General features: G+C 30.2%; 18 protein-coding genes and 1 riboswitch. All 18 genes read left to right on the top strand.

What is annotated here, in order from left to right:
- Nucleotides 1-76: 76 nt before the first annotated feature.
- The 18 genes from KGF36_RS09430 to orr all read left to right on the top strand — a co-directional run bounded on the left by KGF36_RS09430 (nucleotide 77) and on the right by orr (nucleotide 20,352).
- Nucleotides 77-1,243: an amidohydrolase gene (locus KGF36_RS09430; RefSeq protein ID WP_227827866.1), complete on the top strand. Its 1,167-nt coding sequence runs from the start codon at nucleotides 77-79 to the stop codon at nucleotides 1,241-1,243.
- A gap of 59 nt (nucleotides 1,244-1,302) precedes the next feature.
- Nucleotides 1,303-1,420: riboswitch (FMN riboswitch) on the top strand.
- A gap of 124 nt (nucleotides 1,421-1,544) precedes the next feature.
- Nucleotides 1,545-2,150 carry an ECF transporter S component gene (locus KGF36_RS09425; protein ID WP_227827865.1) on the top strand — a complete coding sequence of 202 codons (606 nt, stop codon included), beginning with the start codon at nucleotides 1,545-1,547 and terminating at the stop codon, nucleotides 2,148-2,150.
- A 336-nt stretch (nucleotides 2,151-2,486) separates the two neighbouring features.
- A complete protein-coding gene (locus KGF36_RS09420; protein ID WP_227827864.1) occupies nucleotides 2,487-3,527 on the top strand; it encodes a DUF4116 domain-containing protein in 1,041 nt (346 codons plus the stop codon).
- 187 nt (nucleotides 3,528-3,714) lie between these two features.
- Complete coding sequence (gene tsaE, locus KGF36_RS09415) at nucleotides 3,715-4,167, top strand: tRNA (adenosine(37)-N6)-threonylcarbamoyltransferase complex ATPase subunit type 1 TsaE (protein WP_227827863.1); 453 nt, start codon at nucleotides 3,715-3,717, stop codon at nucleotides 4,165-4,167.
- Complete coding sequence (gene tsaB, locus KGF36_RS09410) at nucleotides 4,167-4,883, top strand: tRNA (adenosine(37)-N6)-threonylcarbamoyltransferase complex dimerization subunit type 1 TsaB (RefSeq protein ID WP_227854694.1); 717 nt, start codon at nucleotides 4,167-4,169, stop codon at nucleotides 4,881-4,883. The genes tsaE and tsaB overlap by 1 nt, the downstream gene beginning before the upstream one ends.
- Nucleotides 4,873-5,349, top strand: a complete 477-nt coding sequence (gene rimI / locus KGF36_RS09405) for a ribosomal protein S18-alanine N-acetyltransferase (RefSeq protein ID WP_227827861.1) — start codon at nucleotides 4,873-4,875, stop codon at nucleotides 5,347-5,349. Before tsaB ends, rimI begins: the two co-directional genes overlap by 11 nt.
- Before the next feature lie 5 nt (nucleotides 5,350-5,354).
- Nucleotides 5,355-6,371 (top strand): tRNA (adenosine(37)-N6)-threonylcarbamoyltransferase complex transferase subunit TsaD, encoded by a 1,017-nt coding sequence (tsaD, locus tag KGF36_RS09400; RefSeq protein WP_227839993.1) that lies wholly within the window; start codon nucleotides 5,355-5,357, stop codon nucleotides 6,369-6,371.
- A 273-nt stretch (nucleotides 6,372-6,644) separates the two neighbouring features.
- Nucleotides 6,645-9,353: a 4-hydroxyphenylacetate decarboxylase large subunit gene (gene hpdB, locus KGF36_RS09395; RefSeq protein WP_227827859.1), complete on the top strand. Its 2,709-nt coding sequence runs from the start codon at nucleotides 6,645-6,647 to the stop codon at nucleotides 9,351-9,353.
- 3 nt (nucleotides 9,354-9,356) lie between these two features.
- Nucleotides 9,357-9,614: a 4-hydroxyphenylacetate decarboxylase small subunit gene (hpdC, locus tag KGF36_RS09390; RefSeq protein ID WP_227827858.1), complete on the top strand. Its 258-nt coding sequence runs from the start codon at nucleotides 9,357-9,359 to the stop codon at nucleotides 9,612-9,614.
- On the top strand, nucleotides 9,607-10,557 hold the full coding sequence (gene hpdA, locus KGF36_RS09385) for a 4-hydroxyphenylacetate decarboxylase activase (protein ID WP_227827857.1): 951 nt from the start codon (nucleotides 9,607-9,609) through the stop codon (nucleotides 10,555-10,557). Before hpdC ends, hpdA begins: the two co-directional genes overlap by 8 nt.
- 237 nt (nucleotides 10,558-10,794) lie before the next feature.
- Nucleotides 10,795-12,195 carry a sigma 54-interacting transcriptional regulator gene (locus KGF36_RS09380; RefSeq protein ID WP_285891668.1) on the top strand — a complete coding sequence of 467 codons (1,401 nt, stop codon included), beginning with the start codon at nucleotides 10,795-10,797 and terminating at the stop codon, nucleotides 12,193-12,195.
- Between the two features lie 217 nt (nucleotides 12,196-12,412).
- Nucleotides 12,413-13,480: a 2,4-diaminopentanoate dehydrogenase gene (ord, locus tag KGF36_RS09375; RefSeq protein WP_227827855.1), complete on the top strand. Its 1,068-nt coding sequence runs from the start codon at nucleotides 12,413-12,415 to the stop codon at nucleotides 13,478-13,480.
- A gap of 32 nt (nucleotides 13,481-13,512) precedes the next feature.
- The gene (gene ortA / locus KGF36_RS09370) at nucleotides 13,513-13,821 is read left to right on the top strand and encodes a 2-amino-4-oxopentanoate thiolase subunit OrtA (protein WP_227827854.1); all 309 of its coding nucleotides are present in this window, start codon (nucleotides 13,513-13,515) and stop codon (nucleotides 13,819-13,821) included.
- Entirely contained in the window at nucleotides 13,814-15,244 is a 1,431-nt protein-coding gene (ortB, locus tag KGF36_RS09365; protein WP_227839989.1) for a 2-amino-4-oxopentanoate thiolase subunit OrtB, read from the top strand. The genes ortA and ortB overlap by 8 nt, the downstream gene beginning before the upstream one ends.
- A gap of 77 nt (nucleotides 15,245-15,321) precedes the next feature.
- The gene (locus KGF36_RS09360) at nucleotides 15,322-15,696 is read left to right on the top strand and encodes an ornithine aminomutase subunit alpha (protein ID WP_227827852.1); all 375 of its coding nucleotides are present in this window, start codon (nucleotides 15,322-15,324) and stop codon (nucleotides 15,694-15,696) included.
- A complete protein-coding gene (gene oraE / locus KGF36_RS09355) occupies nucleotides 15,690-17,894 on the top strand; it encodes a D-ornithine 4,5-aminomutase subunit OraE (protein WP_227827851.1) in 2,205 nt (734 codons plus the stop codon). Before KGF36_RS09360 ends, oraE begins: the two co-directional genes overlap by 7 nt.
- The gene (locus tag KGF36_RS09350; RefSeq protein ID WP_227854693.1) at nucleotides 17,894-19,303 is read left to right on the top strand and encodes a GlmL-related ornithine degradation protein; all 1,410 of its coding nucleotides are present in this window, start codon (nucleotides 17,894-17,896) and stop codon (nucleotides 19,301-19,303) included. The genes oraE and KGF36_RS09350 overlap by 1 nt, the downstream gene beginning before the upstream one ends.
- Nucleotides 19,288-20,352 carry an ornithine racemase Orr gene (orr, locus tag KGF36_RS09345; protein ID WP_227842673.1) on the top strand — a complete coding sequence of 355 codons (1,065 nt, stop codon included), beginning with the start codon at nucleotides 19,288-19,290 and terminating at the stop codon, nucleotides 20,350-20,352. Before KGF36_RS09350 ends, orr begins: the two co-directional genes overlap by 16 nt.
- Nucleotides 20,353-20,355: the final 3 nt, after the last annotated feature.

Raw genomic sequence — 20,355 nt, 5'->3', positions numbered from 1 at the left:
GAAATTATGAAATGAGATTGTAAAAAAATAATATTTAAAATAATTAGTATAGTATTGAAAATCAGGAGGAAAATGAATGGTTTTTGTAAAAAATGGTAACATAAATACCATAACAAATGGAATAATTCAGGGAGATATACTTATAGACCAAGGAAAAATAATAGAAATAGGAAAAGATTTAATAGCACCTTTAGATGTAGAGGTGATAGATGCAAGTGGTAAATTTGTGTTTCCAGGGTTTATAGATGCCCATACTCATTTAGGATTATGGGAAGATGGTATAGGATTTGAAGGAGCAGATGGAAATGAAGAAACTGACCCAATAACACCACAATTAAATCCTATAGATGGGATTAATCCAATGGACAGAACATTTAAAGAAGCTTTTGAAGGTGGTATAACTTCTGTATGTACAACTCCTGGAAGTGCGAATGTTATGGGAGGTCAATGTATAGCTATAAAGACATATGGAAAAAGAATTGATAAAATGGTAATAAAAAATCCAGTAGCATCTAAAATAGCCTTTGGAGAAAATCCAAAAAGTTGTTATGGTCAAGATGATAAATCTCCACAAACTAGAATGGCAATAGCTTCATTACTTAGAGAAAATCTTAAAAAAGCAGAAGAATATTTAGAGGAAGTCGACCTGTATGAAAGTCATGATGATGAAGACTGTGAAAAACCTGAATATGATATAAAAATGGAAAGTTTGATACCTGTTTTAAGAGGAGAAATTCCTTTTAAAGCACATGCCCATAGAGCTGATGATATGTTCACAGCTATAAGGATTGCAAAAGAGTTTAATTTAAAGCTTACATTAGACCATTGTACAGAAGGTCATCTTATAGTGGATGAGCTATTGGAAGAAGGATTTCCTGTAATAGTAGGACCATCATTATCAGAAAGGTCTAAATTTGAACTTAGAAATTTAACGTTTAATACAGCTGGAATACTTTCAAATGCAGGGCTTGATGTGTGTATAATGACAGACCATCCAGTAATACCAGTTCAATATCTTCCAATATGTGCAGGGATAGCAGTTAAGCATGGTATGAAAAAAGAAAAAGCAATAGAATCCATTACAATAAATCCAGCTAAGACTCTAGGGATTGAAGATAGAGTAGGTTCTATAGAAGTTGGGAAAGATGCAGATATAGTAATTTGGGATAATTCTCCACTAGAGATTCAAAGTAAGGTGCTTTACACGATAATAAATGGTAAAGTAGTGTACGAAAAAAAATAACTTGACAATTATTAAAAAATTAACTAATATAAGAGTGTAAGGAAAATTAAAAAATCAAAGAAGATCTTCGGGGCAGGGTGAGATTCCCTACCGGCGGTATAGCCCGCGAACTACTTAGGTGGTTGATTTGGTGAAATTCCAAAGCCGACAGTAAAGTCTGGATGAGAGAAGATATTTATGGAATATAAATAAGTTTATTTTAGTTTGTTTAAACTATATCCATAAAAACTCGAAGATAGGGTCTTCGAGTTTTTTGTTTTTCCTAAAAAATATAAATATATTTATTAGGAGGATAATAATTATGCAAAGTACAGCAAAAAGAGGTAATATGATTTCAACAAGAACTTTAGTAGTAATGTCAATTTTATCAGCAATATCTTATTTACTAATGTTTATTCAAGCACCAATACCAGGTATATTTCCAGATTTCTTAAAAATTGACTTATCAGATATTCCAGCAATATTTGGTGGTATGTCTTTAGGGCCAGTGGTTGGGTTTGGAATAGTTGTAGTAAAAAATGTACTACAAGCAATTACAGCAACAACAACTGGAGGGATAGGAGAATTTGCAAATATATTAATTGGTGGTTCTTATGTAATGATACTTTGTTATTCATATAAGAGAAGTAAAGATTTAAAAGGTGTATTAATTGGTTTTGTATTAGGAACAATAGCAATGACTATAATTGGTTCATTAGTGAATTATTTTGTAATGTTACCACTTTATGGTCAAATGATGGGACTAGATGCTATAATAGGCTTAGGTTCAGCTCTAAATCCTAAAATTCACGACCTATTTACTTTTGTAATTTGGATGATAGCTCCATTTAATGTACTAAAAGCTGTGATAATATCTTTAGTAACATTACCACTTTATAAAAAAATGGGAAATGTAATAAAAAAATAATCAGACAAGAAAATATAAAATTTTAAAATTAAATATATTGGAAAGCCATAATTTATTTATAACTTCAGTCTCATGTTGTGATTGATGTATTAAATACATTATGGCTTTATTAATTTATCAAAAAATGTATTTAAAATAAGAAATATTTAGACAGATTTAATTTTTAAAATAAAGGAAGAATTAAAACGATTAACTATTAAAATACTAAAAAGGTATCTACAATATGCAGAGCGAATTCATAATAAACAAAAAATAAAGTTATTATTAAGAATAAATAATGTTTTGAACTGTAATTCTTAATAATAGCTAATTTAATAATGATAGGAGAGTAGATTTATGAAAGTATGTAAAAAAATGAAAAAAGTATTTTTAGACGATAAAGGGTATTATTTTAATAGTGATTGGGAAAATATTCATATAGGCATTGATAGTGAAATGTTAGGAGATTCTTTAAAGCATATTACGAATGAATATATTGAAAATATGGAAAGAGTGAAGTATGATTATCATGAATTAGAAAATATAAATAACCAAACAGATGGTATGTGTATTTTAGCGGTAAGGCAGAATTATAAAGCTTTGAAGTATGTAAAAGAGCAAACAGAAGAATTATGTTTAGAAGCTATAAGGTACAATTATAGAGCACTTGAATATGTAAAAGAACAAACTGAGTATATATGTCTTGAAGCAATAAAAAAGGATTGCAATGCACTTAAGTATGTAAGAAATCAAACAGAAGAACTTATTATAAAAGCAATAAGATGTTCTTCTAATATAGATGTTGTAAGTATATTAAAAGCTTTAGAGGTTCAAACAAGAAAAATATGTTTAGAATCAATTAAAAAAGATGGCAGGTGTCTTGCATATGTTAGAGAACAAAGTGAAGAATTATGTATAGAAGCAATAAAACGAAACTATAAAGCACTTCAATATGTACAAAACCAAACAGAAAAAATGTGTATAGAAGCTGTAAGTCAAAATGGTATGGCATTACAATATGTAAACCAGCAAACAGAAAAAATATGTTTAGAAGCAGTTAAACAAGATGGAAGGAGCCTACAATTTGTTAATAATAAGACAGAAGAAACATGTATAAGAGCTATAAGATATTTGGATAAAAAGTACAATATTAAAGATGTACTAAATTACATAGATAACTATACAGAAGAGATATGTACAGAGATTGTAAGACAAAATGGAAAGATGCTTATGTATATAAAAAATCAAACAGAAAAAATGTGCATTGAAGCAGTAAAAGAAAATTATAAATCTCTCAAGTACGTAAAAGAGCAATCAGAGGAAATATGTAAAGAAGCTCTAAAACAAAATTGTAAGGCAAAAGAATATGTAAAGATTGCTATTGATGATTATATATAAGTTTTGATTAAAAAATAGCTACGCACACTCATGACTTTAGCCATGGGAGGTTCAGAGAATCATCAATATTGAAAGATAAACAAAAAAGATAAATAGAAGTACTTTATAATAGTTGGGGCTTATACTATAATTAATTAAGCAGTGATATAAATTCACACGACGATTATATCAAGATGGAGATGAATTAATGGCAAAAATATATTTAGAAAATGAAAGTAAAACTAGAGAAATAGGACATAAATTAGGTAAATTATTAAAAGAAGGTAGTGTAATTTGTTTAGTGGGGGATTTAGGAGCTGGAAAGACCACAATGACACAAAGTTTAGCAGACTCATTAGGAATAAATGATTATATAACAAGTCCAACTTTTACTATAATAAACGAATATGAAGGAAAAATACCTTTGTATCATTTTGATGTTTATAGAATTGGTAGTAGTGATGAAATGTATGATATTGGATATGATGAATATATAAATTCAAATGGAATCTGTATAATTGAATGGGGTAATTTAATAGAAGATATACTTCCAAAAGAATATTTAAACATAGAATTAAGATACAAAGATGAAGGAAGAGAAATGATATTAACTCCAAAAGGAGATTATTATAAAGGTATAGTTGAGGAGTTGATTAAATAATGAAGATATTAGGTATAGATACATCTTCTATGGCAGCAAGTGTAGCAGTTGTCGAAGATGATAATTTAATCTGTGAGTTTACAGTAAATAACAAAAAAACTCATTCACAAAAGCTTATGCCAATGATAGAAAATATGTTGGATATGAGTGATTTAAACATAAAAGAGATGGATTTGTTAGCTATATGTATAGGGCCTGGTTCATTTACAGGTCTTAGAATAGGTATGGCTACAGTAAAAGCTATAGCCCATGTAAATAATCTACCAATAATAGCAGTAAATTCTTTAGAATCTTTAGCTGGTAATATGAATTTATGCGAAAGAAAAATATGCTCTATATTAGATGCACAAAAAAATCAGGTTTATTCAGCTAAATATAAGTTTGAAGATGGAGAGTTAATAGGGTTAGATAGTGTTGATGTTGTAGAGTTTGAAACTTTACTAAAAGAGATTAAATCAAGTGATGAAGAATTTATAATAGTTGGAGAAGCTGTTTATAAATATAAGGATGAGCTAGAAAACATAAAAAATATAAAGATACCTTCACCAGCTCATAATGTATCTAAAGCAGGAAGCTTATGTTCTGTAGCATTAAATAAATATAGTAAAAATATAGATGTACATACTTGTTATACAATAAACCCTATGTATATCAGAAAATCTCAGGCTGAAGTACAATATGACGAAAAAATGAAGAGGATAAATAATGAAAGATAATACAAAACAAATAGTAGATGATGTAAAAATAGAAGAAATGACTATTAAAGATATAGATGAAGTTTTTGAAGTAGAAAAAAATTGTTTTGAAGATTATTGGTCAAAAGAATCTTTTAGAAAAGAGTTATCTAATGAAGTTGCAAAGTATATAGTAGCAAAACTAGATGGAAAAGTAGTTGGATATGTTGGAATTTGGCTTATAATTGATGAAGGGCATATAAATAATGTAGCTGTTCATAGTGACTATAGAGGCAGAAAAATAGGAGATAAGTTAATAAAAAGATTAGTTGATTTATGTAAAGATAATAATATTGCGTCTATGACATTAGAAGTTAGAGCATCAAATAAAATAGCACAAAATCTATATAGAAAATATGGATTTAAAATGGGTGGAATCAGAAAAGAATACTACAGTGATAATAAAGAAGATGCAATTATAATGTGGAACCAATTAAAAGAGGTGTAGAGTTTATGGGTGATATAATAACATTAGCTATAGAGAGTAGCTGTGATGAGACAGCTGCATCAGTTTTAAAAAATGGTAGAGAAGTACTTTCAAACATAATCTCTACTCAAATAGAAACACATAAAAAGTTTGGCGGTGTAGTACCAGAGGTGGCTTCAAGAAAACATGTGGAAAATATTGATATAGTTGTTCAAGAAGCTTTAGACAAGGCAAATATAGGATTTAATGATATAGACCACATTGCAGTTACATATGGTCCAGGGCTAGTAGGGGCTTTATTAGTTGGATTATCCTATGCTAAAGCACTTGCATATACATTGGATATTCCTCTTGTAGGAGTAAATCATATTGAGGGACATCTAAGTGCAAACTATATAGAACATAAAGATTTAAAACCTCCTTTTATAACATTAATAGTATCGGGAGGTCATACTCATTTAGTAGAAGTTAAAGATTATGGTAAATATGAAATTTTAGGAAAGACGAGAGATGATGCGTCTGGAGAAGCCTTCGATAAGATTTCAAGAGCTATGAATTTGGGTTACCCAGGAGGTCCTATTATTGATAATTTAGCTAAAAAGGGAAATAAGCATGCTATAGAATTTCCAAGAGCTTATTTAGAAGAGGATAGCTATGACTTTAGTTTTAGTGGTCTAAAATCTTCTGTATTGAATTATTTAAATGGAAAAAGGATGAAAAATGAAGAAATAGTAGTTGAAGATGTTGCTGCATCTTTTCAAGAAGCTGTAGTTGAAGTTTTAGCTACTAAAGCATTAAAGGCAACAAAAGATAAAGGTTATGATGTTATAACTCTTTCTGGTGGAGTTGCTTCTAACTCTGGTCTTAGAGCTAAAATAACAGAACTTGCAAAAGAAAGTGGAATTATAGTTAAATATCCTCCTTTAATTTTATGTACAGATAATGCTGCTATGATAGGTTGTGCAGGATATTATAATTTCATAAACAATAAAACACATGATATGAGTCTGAATGCAGTTCCAAATCTTAAGATAAACCAGTAATATAAACTAGGTTTAAAAATAAATTGAGTAAGTATTTTTATAAAATTAAATATAGTGTCTATTAAAGCTTAAAACAAGACCATGGATAATCTTTATATTCTAATAAATCAGGAGGTTTTTTAGATATTTAGGTATAAGGTAAATTTATGGTCTAAATTGTTTTAAGTTTTATTTTTTTGTAGAAAGATTATTTTAGAAAGTGGGTAATAGACTCTTTTTTTTCATTCTTAAAAAGTTTTATACTAAGTGTAGAAAGTTTAAGGAGGGGAAGAAATGAGTCAAAGTAAAGAAGATAAAATAAGAAGTATTTTAGAAGCAAAAAATATTAAAGCAAATTTTCAAAATCAAGAAAATTTAGATGAACTTAGTGAAAAAAAAGCAAGTAAAAGAGCAGATGATTTATTGAATGTATATTACAATACATTGTCTACAGCTGATATGGAATTTCCATATTGGTACAATAGAGAATATAGAAAATCAGATGGTGATATAGCAGTAGTTAGAAGAGCTAAAGCTCTTAAAGCTGCTTTTTCTCATATGACACCAAATATAATACCTGGTGAGAAGATAGTAATGCAAAAAACACGCCATTATAGAGGCTCTTTCCCAATGCCTTGGGTAAGTGAAAGTTTCTTTGTTGCTCAGGGAGAACAAATGAAAGAAGAAGCAAAGAAGTTAGCTAGCAATACAGCAGATGAGCTTACAAAATTTGGTTCTGGTGGAGGAAATGTAACTGAAAGTTTTGGAAATGTTGTTTCAATAGCTGGTAAATTTGGAATGAGAAAAGAAGAAGTTCCTGTTCTTGTAAAAATGGCAAAAGAATGGGTTGGAAAATCAGTTGAAGATTTAGGATTTCACTATGAAAAGATGATGCCAGATTATGATTTAAAAGAAAATTTAATGAGTACACTTATATGCATGTTTGATTCAGGATATACACTTCCTCAAGGTAGAGAAGTTATAAACTATTTTTATCCTTTAAATTATGGATTAGATGGAATTATAGAAATGGCAAAAGAATGTAAAAAAGCAGTCGCAGGAAATGCATCTGGAGATGGTCTTATCGGAATGGATCGTCTATATTTTTATGAAGCTGTTATTCAAGTTATTGAAGGGTTACAAGCTTGGATTTTAAACTATGCAAAACATGCAAAATATTTAGAGAGTATAGAAACAGATTTAGAAGCAAAAAAAGAATATTCAGATTTAGTAGAGATATTAGAACATATTGCACATAAACAACCTCGTACATTTAGAGAAGCTCTTCAATTGACTTATACAATCCATATAGCATCAGTAAACGAAGATGCGATATCTGGTATGTCTATAGGTCGCTTTGGTCAAATTTTATATCCTTGGTATGAACAGGATATGGAAAAAGGACTAATTACAAAAGAAGAAGTTATTGAATTATTAGAACTTTACAGAATAAAAATCACTTGTATTGACTGTTTTGCTTCAGCAGGTGTAAATGGAGGAGTATTATCAGGAAATACATTTAATACTTTATCTATAGGTGGTTTAAGAGAAGATGGTTCTACAGGAGCTAATGAATTAGAAGAATTATTATTAGAGGCAAGTATGAGATGTAGAACTCCTCAACCTAGCTTGACTATGTTATATGATGAAAAACTTCCAGAAGATTTTTTAATGAAAGCTGTTGAATGTACAAAACTTGGTTCTGGTTATCCAGCATGGGTAAACAATTCAAATGGGACAACATTTATGATGAAGCAATTTGCCGATGAAGGAATGACTGTTGAAGAAGCTAGAGCATTTGCATTAGGTGGATGTCTTGAAACATCTCCAGGATGCTGGAAACAACTGACTTTAAATGGAAAGACATATTCTATTGCAGGTGGAGCAGGACAATCTGCTGGTTCTGGAGTTCACTTTATTGCTAATCCCAAAATCTTAGAGCTTGTTCTTATGAATGGTAAAGACCATCGTATGAATATACAAGTATTTGAACCTCATAATAAGCCATTAGATACTTATGAAGAAGTTGTAGAAGTATTTAAAGATTATTATAAACAAGCGATAAATGTTCTTGAGAGAGCAAATAATATTGAGTTAGATATATGGAGAAAGTTTGATACTTCTATAATAAATTCTCTATTAAAACCAGACTGTTTAGATAAAGGTCAACATATAGGAAATATGGGCTATCGTTATAATGCAACATTAAATGTAGAAACTTGTGGAACTGTTACTATGGTTAATTCATTTGCTGCACTTAAAAAACTTGTATATGATGACAAAACTTTTACAGTTGAAGAAATGAAGGATGCTGTATTAAATAATTTTGGATTTAAAGACGCATTAGAAGTTGGTAATTATTCTATGGCAGACCAAGTAAAAGTAGATAAGACTGGCAAATATGATGCTATTTATAAGGCCTGTCTTGATGCACCTAAATATGGAAACAATGATTTGTATGCAGATACGATTCTTAAAAATTATGAAATATGGTTAGCAAAAGTGTGTGAAGAAGCACAATCTTTATATGCTAAAAAAATGTATCCTTGTCAAATTTCTGTATCTACACATGGGCCACAAGGAGCTGCCACTTTAGCTACTCCAGATGGTAGATTAAGTGGAACAACATATTCAGATGGTTCAGTTTCTGCATATGCAGGAACAGATAAAAATGGTGTGTATGCATTATTTGAATCTGCAACTATTTGGGACCAAGCAGTAGTTCAAAATTCTCAAATGAATTTAAAACTTCACCCAACAACTATTAGAGGACAACAAGGAACAAAAAAACTGTTAGATTTAACAAGAAGTTATTTAAGAAAAGGTGGATTCCATATTCAATACAATGTTGTGGACTCAGAAACTTTGAAAGATGCACAAAAAAATCCTGACAATTATCGTCAACTAATGGTACGTGTTGCTGGATTTACTCAATATTGGTGTGAGTTAGGTAAACCAATACAAGATGAAGTAATTGCTAGAACAGAGTATGAAGGGGTGTAAAATATGAGAAAACATAGTGATTGTATGAATTTTTGCGCAGTAGATGCCACTAAAGGGATTTGTAGATTATCAAAACAAATGATTAATCTAGATGATGAAGCATGTTCAGAAATAAAAGTAATGCCAAAATGTAAAAATTGTAAAAATTTTGTTGACGCTAATGATGAAGGTATAGGTAAATGTGTTGGGTTAGAAAATAAAGATTGGGTATACTCAACATTAAACGCAATTACTTGTGAAGGGCATGTGTTTAATGAATAGTCAAAGCCAATTAGAAGGAATGATTTTTGATATACAAAGCTTTTCAGTTCATGATGGGCCAGGTTGTAGAACAACTGTATTTTTAAATGGATGTCCACTTAGTTGTAAGTGGTGTGCAAATCCTGAAAGTTGGACTGTTAGACCACATATGATGTTTAGTGAGTTGTCTTGTCAATATGAAAATGGATGTACTGTATGTCATGGTAAATGTAAAAATGGTGCATTGAGTTTTGACCTTGACAATAAGCCCGTCATAGATTGGGATATATGTAAGAATTGTGAGAGTTTTGAATGTGTCAACTCATGTTATTATAATGCGTTTAAATTATGTGCAAAACCCTATACTGTAGATGAACTTGTAAAGGTGATTAAGCGTGATTCTAACAACTGGAGAAGTAATGGAGGAGTAACATTTAGTGGAGGAGAGCCACTACTTCAACATGAATTTTTACATGAAGTGCTATTAAAATGTCATGAAACAAATGTGCACACTGCTATTGAAACGAGTGCATGTGTTTCAAATGAAATTTTTAATAATATATTTAAGGATATAGACTTTGCGTTTATTGATATAAAGCATATGGATAGAGAAAAACACAAAGAACAAACAGGTGTGTATAATGATTTAATATTAGAAAACATATCAAATCTTGTAAACTCTGACTGGGGTGGAAGATTAGTACTTAGAGTACCAGTTATTTCAGGGTTTAATGATAGTATGGAAAATATAAATGATATTATATCTTTTATGCATAAAAATAATTTAGTAGAAATTAACCTATTACCATTTCATAGACTAGGAGAATCAAAGTGGATTCAATTAGGTAAAGAATATGAGTATTCTGATAAAGGAGATGTTGATGAAGAACATCTTGAAGAATTACAGGACATATTTTTAGATAATGGCATAGCCTGTTATGTTGGACATGAGACTGCTTTTTAGAAATAAATATCATAAAAATTAAATATTAGTTTGCAGAAGGGAGTTATCGCATGAGTAAATTAAATTTATTCTGTGATAGCTTCTTTTTGCTATTCATACTCTACTATATAGTTCATCCAGCGTTAATTAAAAATATAATGGACATAAAAAATATCATAAATATGTGATAAGATAAATATATAGAAATATTTTACTTATTTTGGGGTTGTTATATATTTAGGTACTGGGGTGATATAGTTGAACCAAGAAATATTTTTTAAAGTAATGAATGAAATATTGGAAAATATTGATGAAGGGGTACATTTTGTTAATAAAGAAGGGAAAACTATAATCTACAATGATTCTGTACAAAAAATGGAAAAAATGAATAGACATGATATTTTAACTAATTCATTTTTTGATATAGTCAGCAAAATGAAAATAAATAGAAGTACACTAGTAGAAGTTTTGGAAAAAAGGGAAATTATTAAAGACAATATTCAAAAATATCTAGATAAAAATGGAAAAGAAATAACAGCAATAAATACTACGATACCAATTGATATTAAAGGAGAATTTGTAGGGGCACTTGAAATATCAAAGAATATGACAACTATAGAAAATTTATTAAACAGAAGCTATAAAAAAAATTTAGTTAATAAAGTTAATAATAAACAAAAAAATGGCTATGAATTTGATGATATTTTAGGTGAAAGTGATTTGATTAAAGAGGCAATAGCAAAATCTAAGAAAGCTTGTAAGTCTGATGCCTCAGTATTTATATATGGTGAAACTGGGACAGGCAAAGAGTTATTTAGCCAGTCCATTCACTATGGAAGTAATAGAAAAAATTATCCGTTTATAGCACAAAATTGTGCAGCTTTACCAGAATCATTATTCGAAGGAATACTATTTGGAACTGCTAAGGGAGGATTTACAGGTGCAATAGACAGGCCAGGTTTATTTGAACAAGCTAACAAAGGAACATTATTATTAGATGAAATAAATTCCATGCCTATTATGTTACAGGCTAAATTACTAAGGGTTTTGCAAGAAGGTTATGTAAGAAGAGTTGGAGGGACCAAAGATATACCTGTTGATGTAAGAATTATTGCAACAACAAATGAAAGTCCAAGAGTTATTTTAAATGAGAATAAAATTAGAAAAGATTTATATTATAGGCTTAACATAATACATATAAAAATTCCTCCTCTTAGAGATAGAAAAGAGGATATATCTGTATTATGCAAAAAATTTATTTCAAAGTATAATAAAAAGTTAAATAAAAAAGTAGTAGGTATTTCAGATGAAGCTATCAGAATTTTAAAAAATTATGACTGGCAAGGTAACATAAGAGAACTGGAAAACATAATTTATTGTACTATGAGTATGATGGAAGACGAGATACAAATAGAAACAAGCATGATTAATCTAAATGACTATTACAATCTAAAAGAGAATAAAGAGGTTAACAATTATTCTTTAAATGATTTAGAGAATAAGACACTTAATAATATTATTGGTGAGATAGAAGAGAAGTATATATATGAATCATTAGAAAAGACCTCATATAATATAACTAAGGCTGCATCAATTTTAGGTATGAACAGGCAAAATTTACAGTATAAAATGAAAAAATATAATATCAAAATATTATAAAGGAGCAAAATAAAGGAGCAAAATTATTATGAAAGAGCAAAATTTTTTGCTCTTTTTTTATTTCTCAGAAAAAATATTATTTTTTATTTATGAAAATATATAACAAGATAATTATAGTTTCAACGTTCTCATAAATATTTAACTTCGTTTTGAAGTTGGCACGATTTATGCTTTAACTAATAATTAAGAATATATAAATTTTTAGGAGGGTGTATATATGAGAAAAGTAAGAGTTGGTATATGGGGATTTGGAGCTATGGGGATAGGAATGGCTAATATGATTTTAAAAAAAGAAGGTATAGAAATAGTATCTGTTTGCAGTAGAAGTACTTCAGGTAAAAGTATGTATGATGTCCTAGGAATTGAAAGAGGAGAAAGAGAAGAAGTTATTATCAATGGAAATTATGAAGAAGTTTTTAAAGAAAAAAGTGCAGATGTTGTTTTATTAGCAACTGATTCATTTACCAAAAAGGCTTTTGATAAAATAATGTTCTTATTAAATAGAAAAATAAATGTTATATCAACAGCAGAACAAATGGCATATCCACAAGCTGATGATGCAGATTTGGCTAAGCAAATGGATGAAGTTGCAAAAGAGAATGGAGTAAGTATTCTTGGAACAGGAATAAATCCAGGGTTTGTATTAGATTTACTAGTATTAGCACTTTCAGGTACTTGTGAAGAAGTTAATAGTATAAAAGCTAAGAGGGTAAATGATTTATCACCATTTGGAAAATCTGTTATGGTAGAACAAGGTGTTGGAGTAACAAAAGAAGAGTTCATAAAAGGTGTAGAAAATAATACTATAGCAGGTCATGTAGGATTTGTAGAATCAATAAATATGATAGCTGATGGATTAGGATGGAAACTAGATAAGATAGAACAAACAAAAGAACCAATAATGACTACAGTAGATAGAAAATCTAAGTACGGTGAGGCATTAGCTGGAAATGTTGCTGGTTGTAGACAATGTGGATATGGATATGTAAATGGAGACGTTTTAATTGAAATGGAGCATCCACAACAGATAATACCTGAAGCAGAAGGCATTAAAACAGGAGACTATGTATCAATAAAAGGGATACCAAACATTGATTTACAAATAAATCCTGAAATACCTGGAGGGGTAGGTACTTACGCAATGATAGTAAACTCTATTCCATTAATAATAAATGCTAGACCAGGTCTTAAAACTATGTTGGATATACCAGTACCTAGAGCAATAATGGGAGATATAAGAAATCAGATAGAAGTTGAATTAGAAGAAGAATCAAAAGCAAATTAATAAAATAACATAGTTAATAAGGGGATGAAAAAATGGATGCTAAAATTAATGATTGGGTTATTATACACAATATAGTGTTAACTCCAGAAGAAAGAGCTCCACAAGTTCCAGAGGATACTAAGAAAGTATCCTTAGAAATGTGGGTTAAAGGATTTATACAAAAAGATGCTTTTATAGGCGATTTAGTAGAAGTTAAAACAATTACAGGTAGACTTGTAAAAGGTAATTTACTTAAAGTAAATCCATACTATACTCATGATTATGGTAAATGTATACCAGAGTTACTCCAAATAGGAATACAGGCGAAAGAAATATTATTTGGAGGTGTATGTAATGAATAATGCAGCATCAATGAAAGATATGAGCTATCAAGCTGTTATGGGAAGAAACAATGAAATAATGAAAAATGCAATTGGACTGGATTACTCATCTTTTGAACAAGAAGGAATAGGATTTGATTATGAAAAAATGATGGGTGAAACAGGATATACATTACAAGATATTGAAGCAATTCAATCACAATATGCTGTTGGAAATACTCCTATAATAGAACTTAAAAATTTGACTAAGCTAGCTAGAAAATGCGCTCCAGAAGGTAAAGGTGCTAGAATATTTGTAAAAGATGAAGCAATGAATGCATCTGGTAGCTTTAAAGCGAGAAGAGCAGCTACTGCAGTATATCATGCCAAAAAAATGGGATATAAAGGTGTAATAGCAGCCACTAGTGGTAACTATGGGGCAGCTGTAGCATCTCAAGCAGCAATGCAGGGGTTAAAATGTATAATAGTCCAAGAATGCTATGATTCTAATGGTGTAGGTCAACCTGAAATTATAGAGAAAGCAAGAAAATGTGAAGCCTATGGAGCAGAAGTTGTTCAATTAACTGTTGGGCCAGAATTATTTTATACATTCTTAGTTTTATTAGAAGAAACAGGCTATTTTAATGCATCATTATATTCACCATTTGGCATTGCAGGTGTAGAAACTTTAGGGTATGAGTTAGCTATTCAATTTAGAGAAAAATATAAAAAAGACCCAGATATAGTTGTTTGTACAAATGCAGGTGGAGGTAATCTTACTGGAACTGCAAGGGGTCTAATAAAAGCTGGTTCCCTTAATACTAAAGTAGTAGGAGCAAGTGTTGATTTGAAAGGATTACACATGGCTAGTGATAATCAATTTAATAAAAAATCATTTACAACAGGACATACAGGTTTTGGTATACCATTCTGTACATGGCCTGATAGGTCAGATGTACCTAGATCTGCAGCTAGGCCACTTAGATATATGGACAGATATGTGTTAGTAAAACAAGGAGAAGTTTTCTATACAACTGAATTATTAGCACAGTTGGAAGGGATAGAGAGAGGTCCTGCTGGTAATACATCTTTAGCAGCAGCATTTTCTTTAGCACAAGAATTAGATGAAGATAAAGTTATAGTAGTACAAGAGACAGAGTATACAGGTGCAGGTAAACACATATGTCCACAACTTACTTTTGCAAGAGAAAATGGAATAGATATAAAATTTGGGAATCCAGAAGAAGAAATTGCAGGAGTAAACTTAATATTACCAGAAAGACCAGAATTATTAAAATGTGTTGATATTGATATGAATAAAATAAGAAAATCATTTATAAAAAATTGTATCTCTCACAACGATATTCATGATGTTGATAGTATAAGTAATCAAGATATAGAATTTTTAATGGAAGAAGTAAAAAGTTCAAGAGATTTTGTTATTGATACGTTAAATAATTTATAATAGTTACTGTTTTTTAATTTAACATGAAATAAATAGTTGGAAAATTCACTTAAATTGATATGAATGGGGGAATGTTCATGAAAAAAAGAGAGGATGATTTTGAGGTTAGAAGAAAACATCTTCAGAAATTGAGTGATGATGAGTTAAAAGAAAGATTTTGGAGTTTAGCTACCCAGATAGTAGAACCAATGATAGACCTTGGTAAAAAGAACACAACACCATCAATAGAAAGGTCTGTTTTGTTAAGAATGGGATTTTCTTCTCTTGAGGTAAAACCTATTTTAGAAGGTGTTATGGAAAGAGGTCTTATAGGTAAGGGGGCAGGGCATGTAGTTTATAAGTTTGCTAAATCTAAAAATATATCAGTTAGAGAAGCTGGTTTATTATTAGTTAATGGTGAATATTGGGATGAAGTTACATGTTTATTTAGAGAAGGGGTAGAATCATGTTAAAGGAAAATAAAAAATTAGATATAGACTATATATTAAAAGATTTGGATAAATATAAACCAAAAAGAAGAGGTTGGGTTTGGAGAGAACACTTGGAAAATCTTGAAATGGGACCTTTTGAATATAAAGACTGTACAAAACCTTTAAAGAAGAGTATAGGGTTACCATCATCTAAATATTTCAATAATATAGACCCTCAACCAAGCCCAGTTATTACTACTGAAATAGCTTCTGGAAGATTTGAAGATGATATAAGAAGAATGAGGATGGCAGCTCATCATGGTGCTGACCACTTAATGGTCATTAGAACAGCTGGACAATCGCATTTTGATGGACTTATAGAAGGTACTCCTCAAGGTATAGGTGGTGTTCCAATAACAAGAAAACAAGTAAGAGCTCAAAGAAAAGCTCTTGACTTTATAGAAGAAGAAGTTGGTAGACCTATTAATTACCATTCATATGTAAGCGGTGTTGCAGGTCCTGAAGTAGCAGTAATGTTTGCTGAAGAAGGGGTCAATGGAGCACATCAAGACCCACAATATAATGTTCTATATAGAAATATAAACATGGTAAGATCTTTTGTAGATGCTTGTGAAGCTAAACAAATAATGGCTTTTGCCAATATAGCTCAAATAGATGGAGCACATAATGCTAATGCTACTGCTAGAGAAGCATGGAAGGTAATGCCTGAACTTATGGTTCAACACGCTTTAAATTCTATATTCTCAGAAAAAATAGGAATAGATAAAAGTAATATATGTTTATCAACAGTTCCACCAACAGCACCTCCAGCACCATGTTTAAGAATAGACTTACCTTACGCTGTTGCACTTAGGGAATTATTTAGCGATTATAAGATGAGAGCTCAAATGAATACTAAATATATGGAATCATCAACTAGAGAAGCGACCGTCACTCATGTATTAAATTTATTAACATCAGTTTTAACTAGAGCTGACATACAATCAACTATAACACCTGACGAAGGTAGAAATGTACCTTGGCATATATACAACATAGAAGCATGTGATACAGCAAAGCAAGCTTTAGTTGGTATGGATGGTCTTATGGATATGATAGAACTTAAAGATGTTGGCGAATTAAGATACAAAGCAAGAGAGCTTAAAGAAAGAGCTGTATTATATATGGAAGAAATATTTGAAGTTGGCGGATATTTTGAATCTGTAGAACAAGGATTCTTCGTTGACTCAGGAAATTATCCAGAAAGAAATGGTGATGGAATATCTAGAAAAATAAAAGGCGGAGTTGGTGAAGGTACTGTTTATGAAAGAGATAAAGATTATTTAGCACCTGTAACTGCTCACTTTGGATACAATAATGTAGCTCAATACGATGAAAAAGCTATAGAGAATCCATCAATATTAATAGATGGATGTACATTTGAAAATCCAGACAAAATAATATACATCGATGAACTTGATGATTTTGATAACGTGGAAAACAGACTAAAAGAATCAGAGGAATACAGAAGTGGAACTAAAATCAAGCCTGAAATGGAATGGTGTGCAGATGGAATTGTAATGATAACAATGATGCTTCCTACCGATAAAAGAACAGCTGAGTTTGCAGCTTTGGAATTTGTCAAAAAAATGAATTTACAAGAAGTTGAGGTTATAAGTAGAGAAGTTATGCATGAATCTGAAGGCACTAGGATAGAAGTAAAGGGAAGAGTTCCATTTGATATAGATTTAAATGATTTAGTAATACCAGAAGAGCCTAAAGTACTAACTGATGAAGAAATAAGAGCAGATATAGAAGAAAAACCTATGAAAATAGTTTCAGCAACAGTTGGAGAAGATGAACATTCAGTTGGTTTAAGGGAAATAATAGATATAAAACATGGTGGTATTGAAAAATATGGTATAGAATGCCATTACTTGGGAACTTCTGTACCTGTAGAGAAATTAGTAGATGCAGCAATAGAGCTAAATGCAGATGCAATACTTGCATCTACAATAATAAGTCATGATGATATTCATTATAAAAATATGAAGAAATTACACGATTATTGTGTAGAAAAAGGTATAAGAGATAAAGTAATGATTGCTTGTGGAGGAACACAAGTAACACCTGAAATAGCCGTTGAACAAGGAATAGATGCTGGATTTGGAAGAAATAGTAAAGGTATACATGTAGCCACTTTCTTAGTTGAAAAAAGAAGAGAAATGAATAATAAATAATGAAGAATAAAAAAGTTTCTCTAAAAATAGATGTGTTGGTAGCTGAAATAGGAAGTACTACCACTGTAGTAAACGCTTTCCATGATATTGATACTGATAATCCTGTATTTTTAGGTCAAGGTCAGGCTCCAACAACAGTGTTTGAAGGTGGCGATGTAAGAAATGGCTTATCAGGTGCTATTAAAGATTTAGCTAATAAATTATCTGTAGATGATATAAAGTATAATGATATGTTTGCAACTTCTAGTGCAGCTGGTGGATTAAAAATGACTGTTCATGGATTAGTATATGATATGACAGTAAAAGCAGCTAAAGAAGCTGCTCTAGGAGCTGGAGCTGTTATTCGTCAAGTAACATCAGGTAGAATTAAAAGAACTGATTTAAAGAAAATAAAAGAAATAAATCCAAATATAATTTTAATAGCTGGTGGAGTTGATTACGGAGAAAGAGATACAGCTATTTATAATGCCGAAATGATAGCTTCTATAAATTTAGGTATACCAGTTATATATGCTGGTAATGTTGAAAATCAAGAGGAAGTAAGGTTAATATTTGAAGATACAAATTATAAGCTTTATATAACAGAAAATGTATACCCTAAAATAGATTTATTGAATATAGAACCCACAAGAAAAATCATTCAAGGTGTGTTTGAAGATCATATAACTACAGCACCAGGAATGAAATATATTAAAGAAATGGTTAATGAAAATATTACTCCAACTCCAGGGGCTGTAATGGAAGCTTCTAAACTCCTATATAAAAATATTGGAGATTTATTAACTCTAGATGTAGGTGGAGCAACTACTGATGTACATTCTGTTACAGATGGAAGTGACTATATTAATAAAATATTAGTTAACCCTGAACCTGTAGCTAAGAGAAGTGTTGAGGGGGATTTAGGTGTATATGTAAATATGAAAAATATAGTAGAAGTTATAGGCAAAGAAAATTTACAAAATGAATTATCTATAGATATTGATAAAGTAATAGATAATTATCCGCCAATACCAAAATCAAAAGAAGAAATATTATTTGTCGAGAGATTGACAAAAGAAGCTGTTATTAAAGCTATGTTAAGACACTCAGGAAAAATGAGAAATATTTATGGAACAACTGGAAAAATCAAAATTGCAGAAGGAAAAGATTTAACAGAAGTAAGATATATAGTGGGTACAGGGGGAGCACTTACTAGGCTCCCTAGTAGAATTAAAATATTAGACAATATAACTAAATACAATAAAAATAAAGAATTACTATTTCCAAAGGAAAAAACAAAGATATTGATAGATAGTGACTATATTATGGCTTCTATGGGTGTTTTGTCTAAAAAATACGAAGAAGCATCTCTTAAGCTCCTACTAAAAAGTTTGAACTTCGAGGAGGAAAGATTATGTACCCTAGATTAGAAATAGATATAGAAAAATTAAGACATAATGCTAAAATAATTTTACAGAGTTGTCATGAAAGAAACATTAAAGTATCTTTTGTAACTAAATCATTTTGTGCACAAAAAGAAATAGTAGAAGCAGTATATAGTGAAGGAATAGACTATATAGCAGATTCAAGAATTCAAAACTTAAAAAAATTACAAGATATAAATTTACCCAAAATGCTTATTAGAATACCCATGATAAGTGAACTAGAAGAGGTTATCAATTATTGTGATATAAGTTTTAACTCAGAATTAGAAACTATAAAGAAATTAAATGAGTTATGTGAAAGTAAAAATATTATTCATAATATAGTTCTTATGTTTGACTTAGGAGATTTACGAGAAGGTTACTTTTATGAAGAAGACCTCTTTAATAGTATAAAAGAGATAGTAAGATTAAAAAATATTAAAATAGTTGGTATAGCTACAAACTTAACTTGTTATGGAGCTGTTATACCATCTAAAGAAAATATAGGTAGGCTAGTAAGTATAGCTCAAAAGATAGAAGGTAAATTTGGAATAAATCTAGAAATAGTATCAGGAGGTAACTCAAGCTCTATACATCTAATGACAAGTAATAATATGCCAGAAGGTGTTACTAATTTGAGAATAGGTGAATCTATTCTACTTGGTAGAGAAACCGCATATGGCAAAAATATAAATGGGACATATCAAGATGTATTCAAATTAATATGTCAAATAGTTGAATGTAAAGAAAAGCCATCAGTTCCTATTGGTGAAATAGGAGTTGATGCTTTTAGAAATAAACCTGTTTATGAAGACAAGGGAATCTTAAAAAGGGCAATCATAGCAATAGGTAAACAGGACATAAATATTGACTCTTTAATTCCAATAGACACTGATATAAAGATATTAGGGGCAAGTTCAGACCACATGATATTAGATGTAAGTAATACAAAATATGACTATAAATTAGGCGACAATGTAGAATTTTTATTAACTTATGGAGGCATCGTGTCATCTAGTACGAGCGAATATGTTTCAAAAAAAATTATAGTGTAGTGT

The organism is Clostridioides sp. ZZV14-6009 (genome assembly GCF_020658095.1).
GTDB lineage: Bacteria > Bacillota > Clostridia > Peptostreptococcales > Peptostreptococcaceae > Clostridioides.
The sequence above is the reverse complement of the archived record's forward strand: the minus strand, read 5'-3'. Positions and strand labels throughout refer to the sequence as shown.

Bases quoted from the DNA above. Each gene is read 5' to 3' on its own strand.
- tsaB (WP_227854694.1), top strand. From the start codon at position 4,167: ATGAAGATATTAGGTATAGATACATCTTCTATGGCAGCAAGTGTAGCA.
- KGF36_RS09430 (WP_227827866.1), top strand. From the start codon at position 77: ATGGTTTTTGTAAAAAATGGTAACATAAATACCATAACAAATGGAATA.
- rimI (WP_227827861.1), top strand. From the start codon at position 4,873: ATGAAAGATAATACAAAACAAATAGTAGATGATGTAAAAATAGAAGAA.
- ord (WP_227827855.1), top strand. From the start codon at position 12,413: ATGAGAAAAGTAAGAGTTGGTATATGGGGATTTGGAGCTATGGGGATA.
- orr (WP_227842673.1), top strand. From the start codon at position 19,288: ATGTACCCTAGATTAGAAATAGATATAGAAAAATTAAGACATAATGCT.
- tsaE (WP_227827863.1), top strand. From the start codon at position 3,715: ATGGCAAAAATATATTTAGAAAATGAAAGTAAAACTAGAGAAATAGGA.
- KGF36_RS09360 (WP_227827852.1), top strand. From the start codon at position 15,322: ATGAAAAAAAGAGAGGATGATTTTGAGGTTAGAAGAAAACATCTTCAG.
- hpdB (WP_227827859.1), top strand. From the start codon at position 6,645: ATGAGTCAAAGTAAAGAAGATAAAATAAGAAGTATTTTAGAAGCAAAA.
- KGF36_RS09350 (WP_227854693.1), top strand. From the start codon at position 17,894: ATGAAGAATAAAAAAGTTTCTCTAAAAATAGATGTGTTGGTAGCTGAA.
- ortA (WP_227827854.1), top strand. From the start codon at position 13,513: ATGGATGCTAAAATTAATGATTGGGTTATTATACACAATATAGTGTTA.
- KGF36_RS09420 (WP_227827864.1), top strand. From the start codon at position 2,487: ATGAAAGTATGTAAAAAAATGAAAAAAGTATTTTTAGACGATAAAGGG.
- ortB (WP_227839989.1), top strand. From the start codon at position 13,814: ATGAATAATGCAGCATCAATGAAAGATATGAGCTATCAAGCTGTTATG.
- oraE (WP_227827851.1), top strand. From the start codon at position 15,690: ATGTTAAAGGAAAATAAAAAATTAGATATAGACTATATATTAAAAGAT.
- tsaD (WP_227839993.1), top strand. From the start codon at position 5,355: ATGGGTGATATAATAACATTAGCTATAGAGAGTAGCTGTGATGAGACA.
- hpdA (WP_227827857.1), top strand. From the start codon at position 9,607: ATGAATAGTCAAAGCCAATTAGAAGGAATGATTTTTGATATACAAAGC.
- hpdC (WP_227827858.1), top strand. From the start codon at position 9,357: ATGAGAAAACATAGTGATTGTATGAATTTTTGCGCAGTAGATGCCACT.
- KGF36_RS09425 (WP_227827865.1), top strand. From the start codon at position 1,545: ATGCAAAGTACAGCAAAAAGAGGTAATATGATTTCAACAAGAACTTTA.